Genomic DNA, 22,686 nt, shown 5'->3' with positions numbered 1-22,686 from the left:
CCGCATTTATGACGTGGCGCAAAGAATTTGCGGATCGAGGGACGACAATGCGTTCATGCGTCGTTGAGGGCCAGCGGGTGAAGACGAGGGAAGGCGGTTCGCAAAATGAAAAAAACCCGGCCGAAGCCGGGTTTTCGAAGGCATTGCTTCAAACGATCTCAGGCGGCGGCCTGGATGTTCGATGCTTGCTTGCCCTTAGGTCCTTGTACGACCTCGAAGCTGACTTTCTGACCTTCCTTGAGCGTCTTGAATCCGTTCATCTGGATGGCCGAGAAATGTGCAAACAGATCCTCGCCGCCTTCATCGGGCGTGATGAATCCGAAGCCTTTCGCGTCGTTGAACCATTTGACCGTACCAGTTGCCATACCAACTTCCCCTGTAACTCATGTCCCACCACGAGCACGCTCGAAAAGCTCGACAGCCACATGCTTGCAGCCGCCCCCTCCGCACTAGCTCACCTCGGCATTTTTTCGTACTTGCACTTGTTGCAGCCAGCTGAAAAAAAGTGCCAGCTTGATTGTTGGTTCTCTTTAAAGAAGTGTCAAGAAAATTTTGAGATGTCGAGAAACGCACTTCGGTTCGAGGGTTTTTCCCCCTTCCGCTGTGTGCGCTGGCGCAAGCGGGCGCTCTTGAAAAGTCGCATAATCGACGCACATGGGAATAGCGGATACGAGGTGCTCGGAACGGGCTGTTGCGCGGGCGCGGGAGAGCCGGCACGCGATGTGCGATACTCGAACGGGCTGCGCGCCCGGACGTGGCGCCGCGGGTGCGGCGACCGTCAATGGGGCACGGCGGGTTCGCACAGGCGCGGCGCGATGGCAGCATCGCACCGCGGCGGTGCGATCGACAACTGGTCGGTCGGGTTTTTGCAGGATTGCGGGGCTCACCGAGTTGTTTAGAATGGGTGTATGGCAATTATCCCGGACAGGCAGGACGGTACGGTCGTCGAGCGGCAGGAAAAGGAGCTGAAACCACCGTCCATGTATAAAGTAGTGCTGTTGAATGACGATTTCACGCCAATGGAGTTTGTCGTGATGATCGTGCAGGAATATTTCAATAAAGACCGAGAGACCGCGACGCAGATCATGCTGAAGGTTCATCGTGAAGGTCGGGGAGTTTGTGGGGTCTACACGCGGGACATCGCGTCGACCAAGGTCGAGCAGGTTGTTACACACGCACGGCAGGCAGGGCATCCGCTGCAGTGCGTGATGGAGGAAGCATGATTGCCCAGGAACTGGAAGTCAGCTTGCATATGGCGTTCATGGAAGCACGCCAGGCGCGGCATGAGTTCATCACGGTCGAACATCTTTTGCTGGCGTTGCTGGACAATCCGACAGCTGCAGAAGTGTTGCGCGCGTGCGCGGCCAACATCGAAGATCTGCGCCAGAACCTGCGCAACTTCATTCATGACAATACGCCGACGGTACCCGGTACCGACGACGTCGATACGCAGCCTACGCTCGGCTTTCAGCGCGTGATTCAGCGCGCGATCATGCACGTGCAATCGACGTCGAACGGCAAGAAGGAAGTCACGGGTGCGAACGTGCTCGTGGCGATCTTTGGCGAGAAGGACTCGCATGCGGTCTACTACCTGCAGCAGCAGGGCGTGACGCGGCTCGATGTCGTGAACTTCATCTCGCACGGTATCGCGAAGACGAACACCAACGACGCGGCCAAAGCCGGCGACACGAGTCCGGAGTCGGAGGACGCCGCTTCGCAGAAAGAAACGCCGCTTGCGCAGTTCACGCAAAACCTCAATCAGATGGCCAAGGACGGGCGCATCGATCCGCTCATCGGACGCGAGTCCGAGGTGGAGCGTGTCGTCCAGGTGCTGTGCCGCCGCCGCAAGAACAATCCGCTGCTGGTCGGCGAGGCCGGTGTCGGCAAGACCGCCATCGCGGAAGGGCTCGCGTGGCGCATCACGCGCGGCGAAGTGCCGGACATTCTGGCCGATGCGCAGGTGTATTCGCTCGATATGGGCGCGCTGCTCGCCGGTACCAAATACCGTGGCGACTTCGAGCAACGGCTCAAGACGGTGCTCAAGGAACTGAAGGAGCGTCCACACGCGATTCTCTTCATCGATGAGATCCACACGCTGATCGGCGCGGGGGCTGCATCGGGCGGCACGCTCGATGCGTCGAACCTGCTCAAGCCCGCGCTGTCCTCGGGCACGCTCAAGTGCATCGGCGCCACGACGTTCACGGAATACCGCGGCATCTTCGAAAAGGATGCGGCGCTGTCGAGGCGCTTCCAGAAGATCGACGTGACGGAGCCGACGGTCGAGCAGACCGTGGCGATTCTGCGCGGCCTCAAGTCCCGCTTCGAGGAGCACCACGGCGTCAAGTACTCGTCGGGTGCGCTTTCGGCGGCGGCCGAGCTGTCCGCGCGGTTCATCACGGATCGTCATCTGCCGGACAAGGCCATCGACGTGATCGACGAAGCCGGTGCGGCGCAGCGCATTCTGCCGAAGTCGAAGCAGAAGAAGACGATCGGCAAGGGCGAAATCGAGGAGATCATCTCCAAGATCGCGCGTGTGCCGGCGCAAAGCGTGTCGCAGGACGACCGCAGCAAGCTCCAGACGCTCGATCGCGACCTGAAGGCCGTCGTTTTCGGACAGGATCCGGCCATCGACGCACTGTCGGCCGCCATCAAGATGGCGCGCGCGGGGCTCGGCAAGACGGACAAGCCGATCGGCGCCTTCCTGTTCTCGGGCCCGACGGGCGTCGGCAAGACCGAAGTGGCGCGGCAGCTCGCGTTCACGCTCGGCATCGAGCTCACGCGTTTCGACATGTCGGAGTATATGGAGCGCCATGCGGTGAGCCGTCTGATCGGCGCGCCGCCTGGATATGTTGGGTTCGATCAGGGCGGATTGCTGACCGAAGCCATCACGAAGAAGCCGCACTGCGTGTTGCTGCTCGACGAAATCGAGAAAGCGCATCCGGATATCTTCAATGTCCTGCTGCAGGTGATGGACCACGGCACGCTGACCGACAACAACGGGCGTAAGGCCGATTTCCGCAACGTCATCATCATCATGACGACGAATGCGGGCGCTGAATCGATGCAAAAGGGCTCGATCGGGTTCACGTCGCGCCGCGAGACTGGCGACGAAATGGCCGATATCAAGCGGATGTTCACGCCCGAGTTCCGCAACCGGCTCGACGCGATCATCAGCTTCCGCTCGCTCGATGAGGAAATCATCATGCGGGTCGTCGACAAGTTCCTCATGCAGCTCGAAGACCAGTTGCACGAGAAGAAGGTCGACGCCGTCTTCACCGACGCACTGCGCCACCATCTCGCGAAGCATGGTTTCGATCCGTTGATGGGCGCACGTCCGATGCAGCGGCTGATTCAGGACACGATCCGCCGCGCGCTGGCCGACGAACTGCTGTTCGGCAAACTGATGAACGGCGGCCGAGTGACAGTCGATGTCGACGAGAGCGACACGGTGCAGCTGACATTCGACGAGAATGCGGCGCCGCGCTCGCCCAATCCGGAGACGGTCGAAGTGGAGTGACGATCGGCCAGCGGTTCGCGCGGCAATGCAATGCCGCGCGAGCCGCCGACAAAACAAGCGGCGCGGGCCACAACCCGCGCCGTTGCTTTTTATGCGGACGGAAAAACGACGGCGGCCCGCGCCGTCAGTGTTTGCCGGTGCTGCCGAAGCCGCCGGCGCCGCGCTCGCTTTGCGCGAAATCGTCCACGATATTGAACTGCGCCTGAACGACCGGCACGATGACGAGCTGCGCGAGGCGCTCCATCGGCTCGATGGTGAATGTCGTCTGTCCGCGGTTCCAGGTCGAGATCATCAATTCGCCCTGATAGTCCGAATCGATCAACCCGACCAGATTGCCGAGCACGATGCCATGCTTGTGGCCGAGACCCGAGCGCGGCAGGATCAGCGCCGCGTAGCCGGCGTCGCCGACGTGTATCGCCAAGCCGGTCGGCACCAGCGCGGTCTGACCCGGTTCGAGCACGAGCGACCGTTCGAGGCAGGCGCGCAGGTCGAGGCCCGCGCTGCCAGGCGTCGCGTAGGCCGGGAGCGTTTCGCGCATGCGCGCGTCCAGAATCTTGAGATCGAGTTTCATGCCGTTCGCAAAAGGAAGAACAACGAAAAAAATAGCTTCAGCCATCAGCGCGTGAGCGCGGGTGCCGCTAGGAAATCAGGCTCGCATCGGGAAGCCGGCGCGCGATCTCGCGAATGAGTGCGGCGGCGAGCGCGTTCTTGTCCATGCGGGCGAGCCGCGTGGTGCCGGACGCATCGACGAGCACGACCTCGTTGTCGTCGCGGCCGAACGTCTGCGGGCCCAGGTTACCGATCAACAGCGGCACGCCCTTGCGTTGCCGCTTTTCCTGAGCATGTGCTTCGAGTTCGCTGCTTTCGGCCGCGAAGCCGACGCAATAAGGTGCGTCGGGTAGCTGCGCGACCGTGGCGAGGATATCGGGATTTTCGACAAACGCGAGTGACGGCACGCGCCCGTCGGGTGTCTTCTTGATCTTGTCGGCGCTTGCCTGATCGACGCGCCAGTCCGCGACGGCTGCAACCGCGATGAAGACGTCGCAATCGGCCGCCGACTGCATGACGGCGTCATACATCTGCTGTGCCGTTTCGACGTCCTCGCGCGCGACGCCCCACGGCGTATCCAGCGATACGGGCCCCGCAATCAAGCGGACTTCGGCGCCGGCTTGCTGCGCTGCGCGGGCGAGCGCGAATCCCATCTTGCCGCTCGAGCGGTTGGTCAGTCCGCGCACGGGATCGATCGGCTCGAACGTCGGCCCCGCAGTGACCAGCACGCGGCGCCCGGCAATGCACTTCGGCTGAAAGAACGACGCGATGGCTTCATACGTGGCTTGCGGCTCCAGCATGCGCCCGTCGCCAACTTCGCCGCAGGCCTGGGCACCGGAGTCGGGGCCGAGCACGACGACGCCGTCCGCGCGCAGTTGCGCCACATTGCGCTGCGTGGCCGGATTCGCCCACATCTGCCGATTCATGGCCGGCACGACCAGCAACGGACAGTCACGAGCGAGGCACAGCGTGGAGAGCAGGTCATCGGCGCGGCCGTGCGCGAGCTTTGCGAGAAAGTCCGCCGAGGCGGGTGCGATCACGATCGCCTGGGCGGTACGCGACAGATCGATGTGCGGCATGTTGTTGTCGATGCGCGCGTCCCACTGGCTGGTATAGACCGGGTGCCCGGAGAGCGCCTGCATCGTTACCGGCGTGATGAACTGGGTGGCAGCTTCTGTCATCGCAACCTGTACAGTCGCGCCGGCCTTCGTCAGAAGCCGTGTGAGCTCGGCGATCTTGTAGCAGGCAATGCCGCCCGTCATGCCCAATACGAGGTGTTTTCCTGCGAGTTCTGCGGTTGCCAACGTTGCCTCCGGGGGCGCATGGGCGGAGCGCAAGCGCCGCGCGCCGAATCATCGACAAAATACGACCACGTGCGCGGCAGTGCGCGCCGCACGCATCAACGCGCGCCGCGTACGCGCCGCAATTCGTCCAGTACGAGCAATATTGCGCCAATTACGATCGCGCTGTCGGCCAGATTGAACGTGGGCCAGTGCCAGCCGCCGACATGGAAATCGAGAAAGTCGACCACACGGCTATGTACGAGCCGATCGATGACGTTGCCGAGCGCGCCGCCCATGATCATCGACAGCGCCGTGCAAAAGAGCCGTTGATTGCCGTGGCGCTTGAGCAGATAGACGATGACGAGAGCCGCGGCAACGCCGAGCGCGGTGAACGCCCAGCGCTGCCAGCCCCCCGCAGTCGCGAGAAAGTTGAACGCGGCGCCGCGGTTGAAGACCAGGAACAGATTGAAGAACGGCGTGAGCGCGTAGGGCGTGGCGTAGGCGAACACCTTCATGATCGCGATCTTCGTCAACTGATCGAAAAGAATGACGATGAGCGCGATGCCCAGCCAGGGGCCAAGCGTCGTACTGGTCGGTAGTGCGCGGGTCTTGGCCATTATGCAGCGCTCCTCGTCTCGCCTTCGCCGAACAGGTTGCTGAAGCAACGGCCGCACAGCGTCGGATGGTCTGCATGGGCGCCCACATCGGCCCGGTAGTGCCAGCAGCGTTCGCATTTCAGGTATGTCGACGCATCGACTTCGACACCTTCATCGGCTTCCGTATCGACCTTGACCACCTGGGCGGCAGAGGTGATGAGCACGAACTTGAGATCGTCGCCGAGGCTCGCGAGTGCGTCGTAAGCGGGGCTGCTCGCGCGGATCGTCACTTCGGCCTGCAGCGACGAGCCGATCCGATTCGCGACGCGCGCCTCCTCGAGCGCCTTTGTCACATTGCCGCGCACCGCACGCAGCAGTGCCCATTTCTGGAGCAGCGAGCCGGCGTCCGGCACCTCGGGGTAGGCGTAGTAGGTTTCGGTGAAAATCGTGTCGCTGCCCGGCTGGAACACCTGCCACGCTTCCTCGGCCGTGAACGACAAGAACGGCGCCATGACGCGCAGCAAGCCTTGCGTGATGTGGTAGAGCGCCGTTTGCGCCGAGCGGCGCGCGCTCGAATCGGCCGCGCTCGTGTAAAGCCGGTCCTTCAGCACGTCGAGATAAAAACCGCCGAGGTCCTCCGAGCAGTACGTCATGAGCTTGGCGACAACCGGATGGAATTCGTACTTCTCATAGTGCGCAAGGATGTCGCGCTGCAATTCGGCCGAAAGCGCCACGGCGTAGCGATCGATTTCGAGCCATTCGCTGGCCGGACGTGCGTCCTTCGCGAAGTCGAAATCCGACAGATTCGCGAGCAAAAAGCGCAATGTATTGCGGATCCGCCGGTAGCTTTCCGTCACGCGCTTGAGGATTTCCTCCGAGATCGCGAGCTCGCCCGAATAGTCGGTCGAGGCGATCCACAGGCGAATGATCTCGGCGCCGAGCCGGTTGGCGACATCGTGTGGATCGATGCCGTTGCCGAGCGACTTGCTCATCTTGCGGCCTTCGCCATCGACGGTGAAGCCGTGCGTGAGCAGCGCGCGATAGGGCGCGCGGCCGTCTAGCATCGAAGCCGTCAGCAGCGAGGAATGGAACCAGCCTCGATGCTGATCGGAGCCCTCGAGGTAAAGATCGGCCGGAAACTGCGAGACATTCGCATGCGAGCCCCGCAGCACGTGCCAATGCGTCGTGCCCGAATCGAACCAGACATCGAGCGTATCGCGATTCTTTTCGTAGAGATTGGCGTCCTCGCCGAGCAGCTCGCGTGCGTCGAGCGCCTGCCACGCCTCGATGCCGCCTTGCTCGACGCGCTGGGCGACTTCCTCGAGCAGCGCAAGCGTGCGCGGATGCAGCTCTCCCGTCTCCTTGTGGACGAAAAACGCCATCGGCACGCCCCATTGGCGCTGACGCGAGAGCGTCCAGTCGGGACGGTTCGCGATCATGCTGTGAAGCCGCTGCTTGCCCCATGACGGATAGAACGCCGTTGCCTCGACACCGGCTAGCGCCGTTTCGCGCAGCGTCGCGCCGCCGTCCTTCGGCGTGATATCCATGCCTGCGAACCATTGCGAGGTGGCGCGGTAGATGATCGGTGTCTTGTGGCGCCAGCAGTGCATATAGCTGTGCGGGTACTTTTCGGTATGCAGCAGCGTGCCCGCGGCATCCAATGCTTCGATGATCTTGGGGTTGGCGCTCCAGATCGACAGCCCGCCGAAAAGCGGCAGCGACTCGGCGTAGCGGCCGTCTCCCATCACCGGGTTGAGGATGTCCGAATCGGCCAGACCGTGCGCCTTGCACGATTCGAAGTCTTCGACGCCATAGGCCGGTGACGAGTGAACGATGCCGGTGCCCGTGTCGGTCGTCACGTAGTCGCCGAGGTAGATGGGCGACGTGCGCTTGTAGCCGGGATGGGCATCCGCGAGCGGGTGCGTGAAGCGCAGATTCGCCAGCTTCGCGCCCGGCGCGGCCGCCACGATCTGGCCGGTCAGGCCGAACAGGGCGAGGCTCGCTTCGACGCGCTCCTCAGCGAGGATCAGCATGCCCTTGGGCGTTTGCACGAGCGCATAGACGACTTCGGGATGAACGTTGAGCGCCTGGTTGGCCGGCAGCGTCCAGGGTGTCGTGGTCCAGATCACGATACCGCCTTGCGTGTCCGGCAACGCATTCAGCCCGAACGCCCGTGCAACGGGTTCCGTCTCGGCGAACGGGAAGAGCACGCTGACCGAGGGGTCGGTGCGGTCCTTGTACTCGACTTCGGCTTCGGCGAGCGCGGAGCCGCAATCGAAGCACCAGTTCACGGGCTTCAGACCGCGGTAGATGTAGCCCTTTTCGAGAATCTTGCCGAGCGCGCGGATTTCGCCGGCCTCGTTGCCGAAATTCATCGTCTTGTACGGGTTGTCCCAGTCGCCGAGCACGCCCAGACGCTTGAAGCCGGCCTTCTGCTTTTCGATCTGCTCGGCAGCGTAGGCGCGGGCCTTGCGCTGCACTTCGGCCGCCGGCAGCGACTTGCCGTACTGTTTTTCGATCTGGATCTCGATCGGCATGCCGTGACAGTCCCAACCGGGCACATAGGCCGCATCGAAGCCGGCCATATTGCGCGACTTGACGATGATGTCCTTGAGAATCTTGTTGACCGCGTGCCCGAGGTGGATGTCGCCGTTCGCATAGGGCGGGCCGTCGTGCAGCACGAAGCGGGGCCGGCCTGCGCTGGCGGCGCGGATCTTCTCGTAGACGCGCTCGTCCTCCCATTCCTTGACGCGCAGGGGTTCGCGCTTGGGCAGGTCGCCGCGCATCGGGAACGGCGTGTCGAGCAGGTTGACCGGATACTTGGCCTGGGGTTTGGAATCGGCTTTTTTGTCGCTCATGGTGAAATCGCTGAAAACGGTGGGCGCCTGTCCGCAGGCTCTCTTTACAGGTGTCGGACGGCCTCAGGCAAAGTAAGCGCGTGCGTTCGCGACGTCGCGCGCAATCGCCGCGCTCAACGATTCGAGATCGACGTACTTTTGTTCGTCGCGCAGCTTCTTCAGAAATTCGACGCGCACGAGTTTGCCATAGGCGTCCCCATGCCAGTCGAGCAGGTGCACTTCGAGCAGCACACGGCCGGAGTCGTCGACGGTCGGGCGCACGCCGAGGCTCGCGACGCCCGGTAGCGGCTCGGCCTCGATGCCGTGCACCCGCACGACGAAGATGCCGGCCAGCGCGGGGCGCTTGTGGGCGATCGGCAGGTTCAACGTCGGAAAGCCGAGGTCCCGCCCGAGCGAGAGCCCGTGCACGACATGGCCGCTGATGACGTAGTCGCGTCCGAGCGCGGCGCGCGCGGTGTCGAGATCGCCCGCGACCAGCGCGGCCCGCACGGCCGAACTCGAGATGCGCGCGCCGGCCGCGTCGGCGACGGTGTCCATTTGTTCGACCTCGAAGCCATGGCGCTCGCCGGCCGCGCGCAGCAAGGCGAAATCGCCGGCGCGCTTGGCGCCGTAGCGGAAATCGTCGCCGACCAGCACCCAGCGCGCGTGCAGGCCCGCGACGATGATGCGCTCGACGAACGTATCGGGCGACTGGCTCGCGAACGTGCGGTTGAAATGCTCGACGACGACCCGGTCCACGCCGTTCATGCGCAGCGCCTCCAGCTTGTCGCGCAGCATCGCGATACGCGGCGGCGCGCCGGCGGGATTGAAGAATTCGCGCGGATGCGGCTCGAACGTCATGACGCAGACGGGCAGGCCGCGCGCGCGGGCGGCTTCGCGAACGCGCGCGAGCAATGCCTGGTGACCGCGGTGGACACCGTCGAAATTGCCGATCGTCAGCGCGCAGGGCGCGCGGCTTTCGGCATTGGGAAGACCGCGGAAGACTCTCACGATAACCGTCGAGTGGGCGGCGCGATGCCGCTTGGCCAAGGATCGATGCGCGCCTTGCTGGCGCCGCAAAACAAGAGATTATAAACGTTCGGGGCGTCGGGCGCCGCCGCCGTGGCTGGCTCGCAGGTCCCCAATGATAAAATCGCCGGATGAAGAACATCGTAATTCTGATTTCCGGGCGGGGCAGCAATATGGAAGCGATCGTGCGCGCGGCGGCGCACGAAGGGTGGCCCGCCCGCATCGCCGCCGTCATCGCGAACCGGCCCGACGCATCCGGGCTCGCGTTCGCCGCGCGCGAAGGCATCGCCACGGCCATCGTCGATCATCGCGAGTATCCCGAGCGCGAGGTGTTCGACGCCGCGCTCGCGCGTGTCGTGGACAGCTTCGCTCCGGACCTCGTCGTCCTTGCCGGCTTCATGCGTGTGCTGACCACCGCTTTCGTCGAACGCTACGCGGGGCGCATGCTGAACGTGCATCCGTCGCTGCTGCCGAGCTTTCCAGGGTTGCACACGCATCGGCGCGCGCTCGAAGCAGGCGTGACGGTGCACGGGGCGACCGTGCATTTCGTCACGCCCCAGCTCGATCACGGGCCGATCGTCATCCAGGCCGCCGTGCCGATCTCGGCCGGCGACGACGCGGCCCGGCTCGCGGCACGCGTGCTCGCATGCGAGCACCTGGCCTATCCGCGCGCCGTGCGCTGGTTCGTGCAGGGGCGCCTGTCGCTCGACGGCATGCGCGTCAGCGTGACGCCGCCCGAGCCGCAGTGGCTTTTTGCCGATACTCACCAAGAGGCGTGATGAATCCTCATCGCGCTCATATTCGTTGGCTGCCCGCGCCGGGGGCAGCTGCGCGCCCGGCCAGCGCCTGACGGGAGGCAACATGAAAACAAAGACTACTCGATCGAAACCCCTCTCGCCCAGCTCGTCCGCTTCGCAGCCGAAGCCGCGCGGCCACGTTGCGCGCCCGTTGCGCGCACCCCGCGGGGCCAAAGCGGCCGGTGCCGCGCCGGCTCGCTCGCGCGAAGGCGGGCTCCATGGTTTTCTCGTCGGCCAGACCGAGGCACTGATTGCGGAAGTGCTCAAATTTACGGGCCCCGCCGACGCCACGACCAGCCGCTTTTTCCGCGCCCATCCGAAGCTCGGCCACAACGAGCGCGGCCTCATCGCGGAGGCCGTGTTCGCCGTGCTGCGCCGGCGCATGGAGTTCGCGCATCTGGCCGAAAGCGGTACCGGCGGTCCCATGCGGCGTCTTGCGCTGCTCGGTCTCATGCAGACGGCGGGGCGCTCCGCGCTGCGCCCGTTCCTCTCCGAGGACGAGAACGCCTGGCTCGAGCACGTGGCGAAGATCGATCCGCAGAGCCTGCCGCTGCGTATCCGGACCAATCTGCCCGACTGGATCGTCGAGGCGCTCGCCAAGCGTTTTGCGCCCGACGAGCTGGCCCAGCTCGCGGCGGCCCTCAACTACCCGGCGCCGCTCGATTTGCGCGTGAATCCGCTCAAGGCGAGCCGCGAGCAGGTGCTGGCCGCGCTCGAAGAAGCCGGCATCGAAGCCGGCGCGACGCCGTTCGCTCCGCTCGGCGTCCGAGTGGTCGGCAAACCGGCGCTCACGAAGCTCAAGGTGTTCGAGGACGGCTGGGTCGAGGTGCAGGACGAAGGCAGTCAGTTGCTGTGCTCGCTCGTCGCGCCGCGGCGCGGCGAGATGATCGTCGATTTTTGCGCGGGGGCGGGCGGCAAGACGCTCGCGCTCGGTGCCGCGATGCGCTCGACGGGGCGGCTCTACGCGTTCGACGTCGCGGAACGGCGTCTGGCGAAGCTCAAGCCGCGGCTGGCGCGCAGCGGTCTCTCGAACGTCCATCCGGTGCACATCGACAGCGAGCACGACATCAAGATCAAACGGCTCGCCGGCAAGATCGATCGCGTGCTCGTCGACGCGCCGTGCAGCGGCCTCGGCACGCTGCGCCGCAATCCCGATCTCAAGTGGCGGCAAAGCGCGGCGTCGGTGGAGGAGCTGGCGCCGAAGCAGGCCTCGATTCTCGCGAGCGCCGCGCGGCTCGTGAAGCCGGGCGGGCGGCTCGTCTATGCGACTTGCAGCGTGCTCGAAGCGGAAAACGAGGCGGTCGTCGCCCAGTTTCTGGCCGAGCACTCGGAGTTTGCGCTCGTGCCGGCGAGCGCCGTGCTCGCCGAGCAGCGCATCGGTCTCGAGATGGGCGAGTATCTTTCGCTCTGGCCGCATCGCCATGCGACGGACGGCTTTTTCGCCGCTGTGCTCGAACGCCGTGCCTGAGCGGCGGCCGAACGCCGTGCCTGGGCGCTGTCCGCCCAGGCCGGCGGCCGGCGCCCGGAGTCCCTCGAGATGACGCAAAACCGCATTCTTTCCCATATGGTCGCGGGCCTAGTCCGCGACTTCGGTCAGCCCGTGATGCTCTGGCAGGCCGGCATGCTCGTCGGGGCACTGCTCGTCGCGTGGCTGCTCGCGCGCGTCGTGCGCCGCAAGCTCGATTCGCGCCGCAGCGCGCGCCACGAGCCGGCGCGTTTCGGCGCCGAGAGTCTGCACAAGGCACTGTTTCCGCTGCTTGGCGGTGTCCTCGTATGGATCGAGGAGACGGTCTTCGAAGACGACATGTCGACGTCGCTGCTCGAACTCGCATTGGTGCCGCTCATCGGTATCGCGCTGATCTATATCGTTTTTTTCGTTGCCCGACGTGTGTTCGGCCGCAACGGCCATGCGCACGCCTGGCTTTCCATCGCCGAAAAGATCGTGAGTGTGGTGGTCTGGGTGGGGATGGTGCTCTTCGTGCTGGGCATCCATGAGCAGGTGTTGCACTGGATGGATTCGGTGCGCTTTCGCGTCGGCAACGAGCGGATGACGCTGCTGTCCATTGCGACGGGCGCGCTCTGGGTCTGTGCCACGCTGATCGTGGCAATGTGGACGGGCTCGATGCTCGAGGAGCGCCTCATGCGGGCGCGCTCGATCGACACCAATCTGCGCGTCGTGCTCGCCCGCACGGGCCGCGCGCTGCTGATTCTGGCCGCGGTGCTGATCAGCTTCTCGCTCGTCGGCATCGATATCACCGTGCTCGGCGTGTTCGGCGGCGCGCTCGGCGTCGGCCTGGGCTTCGGGCTCCAGAAGATCGCGAGCAACTACGTGTCGGGCTTCATCATCCTGATCGACCGGTCACTGCGGATCGGCGACACGATCAACGTCGGCGGGCTGCAGGGACTCGTGACCCGGATCAGCACCCGCTATACGACCGTGCGTGGCCTGGATGGCATCGAGACGCTCGTTCCGAACGAAAAGCTCATCACCGATGTCGTTCAGAACCACTCGTCGTTTCTCACGCGCGGCTACGCGAAAGCCGCTGTGCAAGTCGCCTACGACTCGGATATCGATCGCGCGATGGCGTTGCTCGCGCAAGCGGCAGGCGGCGTCGACCGCGTGCTCGAGGACCCGGCACCCGCGCCCTATTTCGTTTCGTTCGGCGCCGACGGTATCAATCTCGAGCTCGGGTTCTGGATCGAGGACGCGGCCAAGGGGACGGCCGGCGTGCGCTCCGCGGTCAACCGCAACATCTGGCGCCTTTTTTGCGAGCATGGCATCGCGATTCCCTATCCGACTCGCGAGGTGCGTATCGTCGGCACGAGCGAGCCGACGGCAAAGGACGTGGCGCAAGCATCGTAAGGCGGCGCGCCCGATGCGGCCACATGCCGCAGGGCAAAGCAGCTGCTGCGGCGCAGGAAACCTTTTTTGTTACAACGACTTGCGATCATTGCAGTACAATGTTCATCTGTTTCAACCGTTGCTTTCGTTTTTCTGACAGTCGCGAGCCCCGGCTGGCGTCGTCGTTCCACAGGTAAAGGCCTTGTTGAATTCCTTGCTCGATTTCCTCGCGCACGGCTTGCTCCGTTTCTCATGGTGGCAGATCGTGCTTTTCGCGCTAGCCGTCACGCACGTGACGATCATCGGTGTGACGGTTTACCTGCACCGCTGCCAAGCTCACCGCGCGCTCGATTTGCATCCCATCGCCAGTCATTTCTTCCGCTTCTGGCTCTGGACGACCACCGGCATGCTGACGGGGCAGTGGGCGGCGATTCACCGTAAGCACCACGCCAAGTGCGAAACGGAGGAAGACCCGCACAGCCCCCAAACGCGCGGAATCTGGAAGGTGCTGCTCGAAGGGGCCGAACTCTATCGCACCGAAGCGAAGAACGAGGAAACGATCCGCCGCTTCAGCCACGGCACGCCCAACGACTGGATGGAGCGCAATGTTTATACGCGTTACCCGATCCTCGGCGTGAGCCTGATGATGGTGGTCGATGTGGCGCTCTTCGGCATCGTGGGCCTCAGCGTGTGGGCCGTGCAGATGATCTGGATCCCGTTCTGGGCGGCTGGCGTCGTCAACGGCCTCGCGCATTTCTGGGGTTACCGCAATTTCAACTCCGCTGACGCGAGCACGAATATCTTCCCCTGGGGCATCCTGATCGGCGGCGAGGAACTGCACAACAATCACCACACATATGCGACCTCGGCCAAGCTGTCGAACAAGTGGTTCGAGTTCGACATCGGCTGGGCCTATATCCGCATCCTGTCGCTGCTGGGGCTGGCGAAGGTGAAGAAGCTCGCGCCGACACCGCGCCTCATCGCACGCAAACCCGCGCTCGATTACGACACGCTGCAGGCCGTCCTCTCGAATCGCTACGAGGTCATGGCGCGCTACGCGAAGACGGTCAAGCGCGCGTATCGCCAGGAGCTTGCGCGCTTGAAGGAGATCGGCGCGCGCGAAAAGTACATGCTGATGCGCAACGCGCGCACGTGGTTCCACCAGGAGAAGGAAGGCCTCGACGAACCGCAGAAACGTCAGCTCCCCGAGATTTTCGCCGACAGCCAGACGTTGCGCACGTTCATCGAGCTGCGCGAGGAACTGGCCGCAATCTGGGATCGTTCCAACGCTTCGCGCGAACAGTTGCTGGCCCAGTTGCAGGACTGGTGTCATCGCGCCGAACAAAGCGGCATCAAAGCGCTGCAGGAGTTCGCCCTGCGGCTGCGCCGATACGCCTGAGCGCGAATTCCATTAAAATTTCGAGACGTCACACAACACCCCGCGCTGGCGGGGTGTTGTTTTTTGTAGCGTCAGCTATACATGGGCCGCAAGCGGAATGGCCCAAGCGCCCCTGGTATGGGACCGGAGATCAAGATGGCTTCGACGATCAAGACTGTCGAGTTCGATAAGCCGCTCGTAACGAGCGCGGCCGGCGCGGTATGCGGCGTTGGGCAGGCGTGGGCCAAGGTCACGCCTGCGCCGTCGCTCGAAGAGCGCAAGGCACTCAAGGCACGTATCCGTGAGCTGCTCGTACGCGAGAAGGCCGTGCTCGTCGCGCATTACTATGTCGATCCGGAGCTGCAGGAACTGGCCGACGAGACGGGCGGCTGCGTTGCCGACTCGCTCGAAATGGCCCGTTTCGGCCGCGATCACGAGGCGCAGACGCTCGTGGTCGCCGGCGTCCGGTTCATGGGCGAAACAGCCAAAATCCTGAGCCCTGCCAAACGCATCCTGATGCCCGATCTCGACGCGACTTGCTCGCTCGATCTCGGCTGTCCGGCAGACGAGTTCTCGGCGTTTTGCGACGCGCACCCTGATCGCACCGTAGTCGTTTATGCGAATACGAGCGCCGCGGTCAAGGCGCGGGCGGATTGGATGGTCACATCGTCCATCGGGCTCGAGATCGTTGCCGATCTGCACGCGCGCGGCGAGAAGATTCTCTGGGCGCCCGATCGCCATCTGGGTCAATACATCCAGAAGAAAACGGGCGCCGACATGCTGCTATGGCAAGGCTCCTGCCTCGTGCACGACGAGTTCAAGGGCATCGAGCTCGACTTGCTGCGCGCCGAATACCCCGAGGCGAAGGTCCTCGTCCATCCGGAGTCCCCGGAGAGCGTGGTGGCGCAAGCCGATGTCGTCGGTTCCACGACGCAGCTCATCGACGCGGCCAGGCGGCTGCCGGCGACTCACTTCATCGTCGCGACCGATCTCGGCATTCTTCATAAGATGCGCCTCGCCGCACCCGGCAAGACGTTCATCGAAGCGCCGACCGCCGGCAACAGCGCAACCTGCAAGAGCTGCGCGCATTGCCCGTGGATGGCGATGAACGGCGTTGCGAATCTTGCCGACGTGTTGGAGCGGGGGACGAACGAAATCTTCGTCGATCGCGCCATCGGCGAGCGGGCGCGCCTGCCGATCGACCGGATGCTTGCTTTCGCGGCGGAGCGCAAGGCGCGCGTCCAGGCAAGCGGCGACCTGGCGCGCGACGCTGCGCTCTTTGCGAACGTGGGTGCCGCATGACGAGCGCACGGCCGATGCAGTCTATGTCACGGGCAGAGCCCAAGGAAGCCGCCGCCGTGTCGCCTTTGTTTGCCGAAATCCAGGCCGAGTACGGTGACGCATTCGATGCGGCGCTCGTACGCAATGTCGCCGACGCGCTCGCCGAGGATATCGGCGATGGCGATCTCACGGGCCGGCTCGTCCCGGCTGACAGTGTGCGCGATGCCCGCGTCGTCGTTCGCGAAGATGCGGTGCTGTGTGGCGTGCCGTGGTTTGCCGCCGTGATGCGCCAGGTCGACCCGGCGATCGAACTTCATTGGCGGTACCGCGAGGGCGATCGCATGGCGCCCGATTCGGAGGTCTGCACGATGCGCGGTCCTGCGCGCGCGCTGCTGACCGCGGAACGCAACGCGCTCAACTTTCTGCAATTGCTGTCGGGCGTGGCCACGGCGACGCGCCGCTACGCCGATATTGTCGCGGGCACGCGCGCGCGCATCCTCGACACGCGCAAGACCTTGCCCGGGCTGCGGCTCGCTCAGAAATATGCGGTACGCGTCGGTGGTGGGGCGAATCAGCGGCTTGCGCTCTACGACGGCATCCTCATCAAGGAAAACCATATCGCCGCGGCGGGCAGCGTGGGCGCCGCCCTCGATGCCGCCTACGCGCTCGACGCCGGCGTCTCGATCCAGATCGAGGTGGAGACGCTCTTGCAACTGGAATCGGCGCTCGCGCACGGCGCTCAATCGATCCTGCTCGACAATTTCTCGTTCGACGCAATGCGCGACGCCGTCAAGCTCACGGCGGGCCGGGCGGTGCTGGAAGTGTCGGGCGGCGTCAACCTCGATACGGTGCGCGCGATTGCCGAGACCGGTGTCGATCGGATCTCGATCGGCGCGTTGACGAAGGACGTGCGCGCGACCGATTACTCGATGCGAATCGTCTAAGCCGTCACGTCACGCCCAGTTACGCTTGCCGGTTGCGCACGCGCTCGGGGGCCAGCACGGTGGGCAGTGCCTTCGGCAGCGCCGACGGCCAATCGCGCGAGAAGTGCAGCCCGCGGCTTTCGCGCCGCGAGCGAGCGCTCTCGACGATGAGCGAGGCAACATCGACGAGATTGCGCAGTTCCAGCAGATCCCGGCTGACCTTGAAGTTGGTGTAGTACTCCTGAATCTCGTCCCGCAGCAGCGCGATCCGATGCCTCGCCCGTGCCAGCCGTTTGTCGGTGCGCACGATACCGACGTAGTTCCACATGAGCCGGCGTAATTCGTCCCAGTTATGGGCGACGACGACCTCTTCGTCGGGATCGGAAACGCGGCTTTCGTCCCAATCGGGCAGCGGCGCGTGAGCGGCGGCTTCGAACCCATCGCCTTGAATGGCCGCGGACGCCGCGCGCCCAATGACGAGGCATTCGAGCAGCGAGTTGCTGGCAAGCCGGTTCGCGCCGTGCAGCCCTGTGCAGGCCGTTTCGCCGACGGCAAAGAGCCCAGTCAAGTCGGTGCGGCCGGCCAGATCCGTGACGACCCCGCCGCAGGTGTAATGGGCCGCGGGCACGACGGGAATCGGATCTTTCGTGATATCGATGCCGAACTCGAGACAGCGCGCGAGGATCGTCGGGAAGTGCTCGTGCAGGAAAGCAGCCGGCTGATGGCTGATGTCGAGATAGACGCAATCGATGCCGCGCTTCTTGATTTCGAAGTCGATGGCGCGCGCGACGATATCGCGTGGGGCGAGCTCGGCGCGTTCGTCATGGGCCGGCATGAAACGCGTGCCGTCGGGCAACAGCAGGCGTCCGCCTTCGCCGCGCACGGCTTCCGTGATCAGGAATGACTTCGCGTAGGGGTGAAAGAGGCATGTCGGGTGGAACTGGATGAACTCCATGTTCGAGACCCGGCAGCCCGCACGCCATGCCATGGCAATCCCGTCGCCGGTGGCCGTGTCGGGATTCGTTGTATAGAGATAGACCTTGCCGGCGCCGCCCGTGGCCAATACCGTGTTCGGCGCTTGCAGCGTGACGGTGCGCCCGCTCGTGAGGTCCAGCGCATACAGGCCATGGCAGCGGCGGCCTGGAAGACCGAGGCGATCGGACGTAATGAGATCTATCGCGTAGTGATCTTCGAGCAGCGTGATGTTCGGGTGACGGCGCACGCATTCCGAAAGCGTGGCGACGACGGCATGGCCCGTGGCATCGGCTGCGTGAATGATCCGCCGGTGGCTGTGGCCGCCCTCACGCGTCAGGTGGAAGCCGAGTTCGGCCGCCGCGTCACGCGTGAACGGCACGCCTTGCGCGATCAGCCATTCGATCGCCGAGCGGCCGCCTTCGACGATAAAGCGGGTTGCCGCTTCGTCGCAGAGCCCCCCACCGGCGACTAGCGTGTCGTTGACATGATTTTCGATGCTGTCCGCTGAATCGAGCACCGCTGCGATGCCGCCTTGCGCCCAGTCGCTCGCACCCTCGGTCATCGAGCGTTTCGCCACGACGGCCACACGCCGCGTCTCGGCGAGATTCAGTGCAACGGTCAACCCTGCCAGCCCGCTGCCCACGATCACGACATCGAAATTCATGTTTTGTCCTTGTCCTCAGTCTCGGGCTCGGCGTCGCCTGGCTGTTTGCAACGAAGCCATGCGCAAAAAGCCCCGCACGAGGGCGGGGCTTTTCGTTGTCTTCAGGCTCGCCGAAAACCAGATTACTTGATCTTGGTTTCCTTGTACTCAACATGCTTACGGACGACGGGATCGAACTTCATGATCGCCATCTTTTCCGGCATGTTGCGCTTGTTCTTGGTCGTCGTATAGAAGTGACCCGTACCTGCGGTCGACTCGAGCTTGATCTTGTCGCGTGCGCCTTTCGCCATGATTTACTCCTTAGACTTCGCCGCGTGCGCGCAGATCGGCGAGCACGGAATCGATGCCGTTCTTGTCAATGAGGCGCAGGCCGGCGTTCGAGATGCGCAGGCGCACCCACCGGTTTTCGCTCTCCACCCAGAAACGGCGGTATTGCAGGTTCGGCAGGAAGCGCCGCTTCGTCTTGTTGTTCGCGTGGGAAACGTTGTTGCCGCTCATCGGCGCTTTCCCAGTTACTTGGCATACGCGTGCCATATGAGAGCACTCCTAAAACGCTTTTATTCGGGGTTCGAGCCTCGGCTCAAGCCGGCTGGCCAACTCTGGGCCAACTGCCGGGCCTGACGATTCTTACGATTCGGGGCTGCGGAACGTGTTGGAAAAGAGGTAGACGGCGATTCTAGCAGAAAAAGAGCCGATAAATCAAACCGAATTTGCGTTTCGCCCGCCGGGCCGCCGCCAGGCGGGGCTGCGCACATCAAAGCCACCCGGCGTGCGCGAACGAGAAAACGGCGCTGCGGCCCACCACGAGGTGATCGACGAGCTTGATGTCGACGAGCGCCAGGGCGTCGCGCAGCATGCGGGTGAGCTGGCGGTCGCTCGCGCTCGGCTGAGCCGCGCCCGAGGGGTGATTATGCGCCACGACGAGTGCGGCGGCATTGACGGCCAATGCACGGCGCACGATCTCGCGCGGGTAGACGGCCATGCGCGTGAGCGAGCCGCGCGCGCTTTCCTCGCTGTCGATGAGTCGGTGGCGCGCATCGAGAAACAAGCAGACGAATACCTCGTACGGCCGGGTACCGATCAGCAGGCGCACGTAGTCTTCCACCGCGGCGCTCGAATCGATGAATGGCATCTCGCGGGCCTTTTCGGCGAGCGCGCGACGTGCCATCTCCACGACCGCAAGCAATACGGCCGTTTTGGCCGGCCCGATGCCGCGCAGTCCCCGGAAGTCGGCCGGTGTTGCCTCGAGCATGCTGCGCAGCGAGCCGAAACGCTCGAGCAGCGACCGGGCGAGTTCGAAGACGTCGCGCCCGGGCAAGCCGCAGCCAAGGAAAATGGCGATGAGCTCCGTGTCGGAAAGCGCGCCCGCTCCGGCGCCGAAGAGCCGCTCGCGCGGCATGTCGCGCGGGCGCCGGTCTTGCGCCTCTTTGTCCCCCATGCCGGCGATGGGACAGGAACTATAGGAACTATCCCGCATCAACGCTCTCCCACCATCGCAAGCCGCCGCGGCGGTGTGCCCGGCCGCGTCTTCGCCGCCCATGCGTGCCCACCGCCAGGTGACTTACAATACAGACTTTGCGTCGGGCGCCGCCGCGCGCGACGCGGCCGCGGCGGCTTTGCGTTGCATGCACGGCGCGCACCCTGCGCTCCGACCGAACGAGTTATTCCCATGAGCATCATCGATCTCTCCGAAGTAAAACCCGGCTCGCACGTCACCCTCCATTACCGGCTTGCACTGGCCGACGGCGCCGACATCGTCAATACCTTCGGAGACAAGCCGGCCACGCTGCTCGTCGGGGCGGGGCAAATCGCGCCGCCGCTGGAAGACATTCTCGTGGGGCTCAAGACGGGACACCATTCCACCTTCCGGCTAGGTGCGGGAAAGGCCTTCGGCGAGCGCAATCCCGAGCTGGTTCAGCGCGTCGCGCTGGCCGCCTTGCGCGAAAACGGCATGGTCGACGAGGATTTCACCCCGGGCGACGTGATCGAATTCAACGCGCCGGACGGCGGCCGCTATGCGGGCGTGCTCAAGGAGGTCGGCGAAACGTCGGCGCTTTTCGACTTCAATCACCCGCTCGCGGGCCAGGCGCTCACGTTCGAAGTGAAAATCATCGGAATTTTGTAAGACATGAGCTTCATGGAAACTTCCCTCGCCACCGCCGAGATCCTGCTCGCCCAGCCGCGCGGCTTTTGCGCGGGCGTCGATCGCGCGATCGAAATCGTCGAGCGGGCGATCAAGCTGTTCGGTGCGCCGATCTACGTGCGGCACGAGATCGTCCATAACGCCTATGTCGTCGAGGACTTGCGCAAAAAGGGCGCGGTCTTCGTCGAATTGCTCGAGGAAGTACCGGCGGGCAGCACGGTCATCTTCAGCGCGCACGGCGTATCGAAGGCCGTGCGCGACGAGGCCGATGCGCGCGGACTGCGCATCTTCGACGCGACCTGCCCGCTCGTGACGAAAGTACATATCGAGGTCGCGAAGATGCGGCAAGAAGGCCTCGATATCATCATGATCGGCCACAAGGGGCACCCCGAGGTCGAGGGGACGATGGGGCAGTGCGCCGAGGGCATGTATCTCGTCGAGAGCGTCGAGGACGTCCATTCGCTCGAGCCGGCCGACCCCGAGCGCATCGCATTCGTCACGCAAACGACGCTTTCCGTGGATGATGCGTCGGAAATCATTTCGGCGCTGAAATCCCGCTTTCCCTCCATCCGCGAGCCGAAAAAGCAGGATATCTGCTACGCCACTCAAAATCGCCAGGATGCGGTCAAATTCATGGCACCGCAGTGCGATGTCGTAATCGTCGTCGGCAGCCCCAACAGCTCGAATTCGAACCGGCTTCGGGAAGTCGCGCAAAAGCGCGGCGTGCCTGCCTATATGGTCGATGCGCCCGAACAGATCGATCCCGCCTGGGTCGAGGGCAAACGCCGCATCGGCGTGACGGCCGGCGCCTCGGCTCCCGAAGTGCTGGCGCAGGCGGTGATCGGCCGGTTGCGCGAACTCGGCGTGCGCAACGTGCGCGCGCTGGAAGGCATCGAGGAGGGCATCGCTTTCCCGTTGCCGCGTGGCCTCACGCTGCCCGAGTAAGCTTTGCTGCCGAGAGCCTCGGCGATTTCTTTTCTCAAAAAAAGCGCGCCCTCGAGCGCGCTTTTTTATTCGCCATTCGCGCCGGCCTTGCGTGGTTGCTCCTCAAAATGTCGGCAGGATTGCAACCGGGTTGCAATCCTGCCCAAATAGATACCTCAAAAAAAGGTTGCAATGCAGGAAAACCCTGCCGATCCCCTTTATTGGCCAGCCCTCAATTGGAGTTACAATGCGCGCGTCCTAAAGGTCTGGTGACCTTCGGCACTAGTTTCGGCAAGGCGCAGGAGACCGAGTTAATGCATGTCCAGTTTGCTTACGCCGCGATCGGCAAATCGAGCAGCGGCGAGGCGAGCGATGGCGAGGCGGCGGTGGCGTTCGCCGCCCGCGCAATCGGCACGGCTTTCGCGGGAACGAGGCAGGACTGGCGTTTCCGGCCGGCTTGCGCCGGCATCGCCCGGAATCGTCCGACGAATGACGGCGCCGTGACGGCGCCCGTCATGGCACCGGTTCATCGCAGTAACGAAGAAGCAGTAGTCCGACGGCACCGCTACCCGACGGTGCCGTTTTTGCATCCGCCTCATCGGGCCGGCCGCCGGATCACGGCTACTTGCGGCGCGTGTGAGGCGGCCAACCCTTACCGGTTTTTTTATCAGTACCCGCAGTGCCGTTGCGATTTTCGTCAACCGTCCGCATTACGGCGGACACCGGGCGCAAATCCAGTCGCACTGGCTAAGGAGCTTTAAATGGATATCTTCATCCAGCAGATCCTCAACGGTCTGGTGCTCGGCTGCGTCTATGCCATCATCGCACTGGGCTACACAATGGTGTACGGCATTCTGGGCATCATCAACTTCGCCCACGGCGACGTACTGATGGTCGGCGCGATGGTCGCGTTATCGACCATCTCGGTGCTGCACAACCACTTCCCCG

21 protein-coding genes and 1 pseudogene are annotated in these 22,686 nt (G+C 64.0%); 12 read left to right on the top strand and 10 right to left on the bottom strand.

Annotation, left to right across the window (positions count from 1 at the left end):
- Positions 1-158 precede the first annotated feature (158 nt).
- Entirely contained in the window at positions 159-365 is a 207-nt protein-coding gene (gene cspD, locus VGL01_RS08605) for a cold shock domain-containing protein CspD (RefSeq protein WP_017776809.1), read from the bottom strand.
- Between the two features lie 543 nt (positions 366-908).
- On the opposite strand from cspD, the gene clpS reads away from it, so the two are divergent.
- Positions 909-1,223, top strand: a complete 315-nt coding sequence (clpS, locus tag VGL01_RS08600) for an ATP-dependent Clp protease adapter ClpS (RefSeq protein WP_173259246.1) — start codon at positions 909-911, stop codon at positions 1,221-1,223.
- The gene (gene clpA / locus VGL01_RS08595; protein ID WP_173259248.1) at positions 1,220-3,517 is read left to right on the top strand and encodes an ATP-dependent Clp protease ATP-binding subunit ClpA; all 2,298 of its coding nucleotides are present in this window, start codon (positions 1,220-1,222) and stop codon (positions 3,515-3,517) included. Before clpS ends, clpA begins: the two co-directional genes overlap by 4 nt.
- 124 nt (positions 3,518-3,641) lie before the next feature.
- Here clpA and dut read toward each other — a convergent pair whose 3' ends face one another.
- The 5 genes and pseudogenes from dut to VGL01_RS08570 form a co-directional block, all read right to left on the bottom strand.
- Positions 3,642-4,088, bottom strand: a complete 447-nt coding sequence (gene dut / locus VGL01_RS08590) for a dUTP diphosphatase (RefSeq protein WP_331568434.1) — start codon at positions 4,086-4,088, stop codon at positions 3,642-3,644.
- 67 nt (positions 4,089-4,155) lie between these two features.
- Positions 4,156-5,370: a bifunctional phosphopantothenoylcysteine decarboxylase/phosphopantothenate--cysteine ligase CoaBC gene (gene coaBC / locus VGL01_RS08585; protein WP_331568433.1), complete on the bottom strand. Its 1,215-nt coding sequence runs from the start codon at positions 5,368-5,370 to the stop codon at positions 4,156-4,158.
- A 95-nt stretch (positions 5,371-5,465) separates the two neighbouring features.
- The gene (gene lspA, locus VGL01_RS08580; RefSeq protein ID WP_331568432.1) at positions 5,466-5,966 is read right to left on the bottom strand and encodes a signal peptidase II; all 501 of its coding nucleotides are present in this window, start codon (positions 5,964-5,966) and stop codon (positions 5,466-5,468) included.
- Entirely contained in the window at positions 5,966-8,803 is a 2,838-nt protein-coding gene (gene ileS, locus VGL01_RS08575) for an isoleucine--tRNA ligase (RefSeq protein ID WP_331568431.1), read from the bottom strand. Before ileS ends, lspA begins: the two co-directional genes overlap by 1 nt.
- Before the next feature lie 66 nt (positions 8,804-8,869).
- Positions 8,870-9,793, bottom strand: a pseudogene (locus VGL01_RS08570) (bifunctional riboflavin kinase/FAD synthetase); the annotation flags it as partial.
- A 149-nt stretch (positions 9,794-9,942) separates the two neighbouring features.
- On the opposite strand from VGL01_RS08570, the gene purN reads away from it, so the two are divergent.
- The 6 genes from purN (at position 9,943) to nadC (ending at position 17,053) form a co-directional block, all read left to right on the top strand.
- Positions 9,943-10,590: a phosphoribosylglycinamide formyltransferase gene (purN, locus tag VGL01_RS08565; RefSeq protein WP_331568430.1), complete on the top strand. Its 648-nt coding sequence runs from the start codon at positions 9,943-9,945 to the stop codon at positions 10,588-10,590.
- 82 nt (positions 10,591-10,672) lie between these two features.
- A complete protein-coding gene (locus VGL01_RS08560) occupies positions 10,673-12,076 on the top strand; it encodes an RsmB/NOP family class I SAM-dependent RNA methyltransferase (protein ID WP_331568429.1) in 1,404 nt (467 codons plus the stop codon).
- Positions 12,077-12,145: 69 nt separating this feature from the next.
- The gene (locus tag VGL01_RS08555) at positions 12,146-13,471 is read left to right on the top strand and encodes a mechanosensitive ion channel family protein (RefSeq protein WP_331568428.1); all 1,326 of its coding nucleotides are present in this window, start codon (positions 12,146-12,148) and stop codon (positions 13,469-13,471) included.
- A 181-nt stretch (positions 13,472-13,652) separates the two neighbouring features.
- The gene (locus tag VGL01_RS08550) at positions 13,653-14,849 is read left to right on the top strand and encodes a DesA family fatty acid desaturase (RefSeq protein ID WP_331568427.1); all 1,197 of its coding nucleotides are present in this window, start codon (positions 13,653-13,655) and stop codon (positions 14,847-14,849) included.
- A 135-nt stretch (positions 14,850-14,984) separates the two neighbouring features.
- A complete protein-coding gene (gene nadA, locus VGL01_RS08545; protein WP_331568426.1) occupies positions 14,985-16,130 on the top strand; it encodes a quinolinate synthase NadA in 1,146 nt (381 codons plus the stop codon).
- A gap of 23 nt (positions 16,131-16,153) precedes the next feature.
- The gene (gene nadC / locus VGL01_RS08540; protein ID WP_414720202.1) at positions 16,154-17,053 is read left to right on the top strand and encodes a carboxylating nicotinate-nucleotide diphosphorylase; all 900 of its coding nucleotides are present in this window, start codon (positions 16,154-16,156) and stop codon (positions 17,051-17,053) included.
- 19 nt (positions 17,054-17,072) lie between these two features.
- On the opposite strand, the gene nadB is transcribed toward nadC, so the two are convergent.
- From nadB to radC, 4 genes are all read right to left on the bottom strand, one after another.
- A complete protein-coding gene (nadB, locus tag VGL01_RS08535) occupies positions 17,073-18,671 on the bottom strand; it encodes an L-aspartate oxidase (RefSeq protein WP_331568424.1) in 1,599 nt (532 codons plus the stop codon).
- Between the two features lie 122 nt (positions 18,672-18,793).
- A complete protein-coding gene (rpmG, locus tag VGL01_RS08530) occupies positions 18,794-18,961 on the bottom strand; it encodes a 50S ribosomal protein L33 (protein ID WP_121281636.1) in 168 nt (55 codons plus the stop codon).
- Between the two features lie 10 nt (positions 18,962-18,971).
- Complete coding sequence (gene rpmB / locus VGL01_RS08525; RefSeq protein WP_173259265.1) at positions 18,972-19,205, bottom strand: 50S ribosomal protein L28; 234 nt, start codon at positions 19,203-19,205, stop codon at positions 18,972-18,974.
- A 220-nt stretch (positions 19,206-19,425) separates the two neighbouring features.
- A complete protein-coding gene (gene radC / locus VGL01_RS08520; protein WP_414720201.1) occupies positions 19,426-20,148 on the bottom strand; it encodes a RadC family protein in 723 nt (240 codons plus the stop codon).
- 192 nt (positions 20,149-20,340) lie between these two features.
- Between radC and VGL01_RS08515 the strand changes: the two genes are divergently transcribed.
- From VGL01_RS08515 to VGL01_RS08500, 4 genes are all read left to right on the top strand, one after another.
- Positions 20,341-20,796 (top strand): peptidylprolyl isomerase, encoded by a 456-nt coding sequence (locus VGL01_RS08515; protein ID WP_331568423.1) that lies wholly within the window; start codon positions 20,341-20,343, stop codon positions 20,794-20,796.
- 3 nt (positions 20,797-20,799) lie between these two features.
- Positions 20,800-21,759 carry a 4-hydroxy-3-methylbut-2-enyl diphosphate reductase gene (gene ispH, locus VGL01_RS08510; protein WP_331568422.1) on the top strand — a complete coding sequence of 320 codons (960 nt, stop codon included), beginning with the start codon at positions 20,800-20,802 and terminating at the stop codon, positions 21,757-21,759.
- A 200-nt stretch (positions 21,760-21,959) separates the two neighbouring features.
- Positions 21,960-22,499 carry a hypothetical protein gene (locus tag VGL01_RS08505; RefSeq protein WP_331568421.1) on the top strand — a complete coding sequence of 180 codons (540 nt, stop codon included), beginning with the start codon at positions 21,960-21,962 and terminating at the stop codon, positions 22,497-22,499.
- Positions 22,500-22,686, top strand: a 187-nt coding sequence (locus VGL01_RS08500) for an ABC transporter permease subunit (RefSeq protein ID WP_414720200.1), incomplete at its 3' end; no start/stop codon positions are given.

Origin of the sequence: Trinickia sp., assembly GCF_036503415.1 — a bacterium.
In the GTDB taxonomy this organism is placed as follows: Bacteria; Pseudomonadota; Gammaproteobacteria; order Burkholderiales; family Burkholderiaceae; genus Trinickia.
This window is presented reverse-complemented; position numbering and strand designations above follow the sequence as displayed.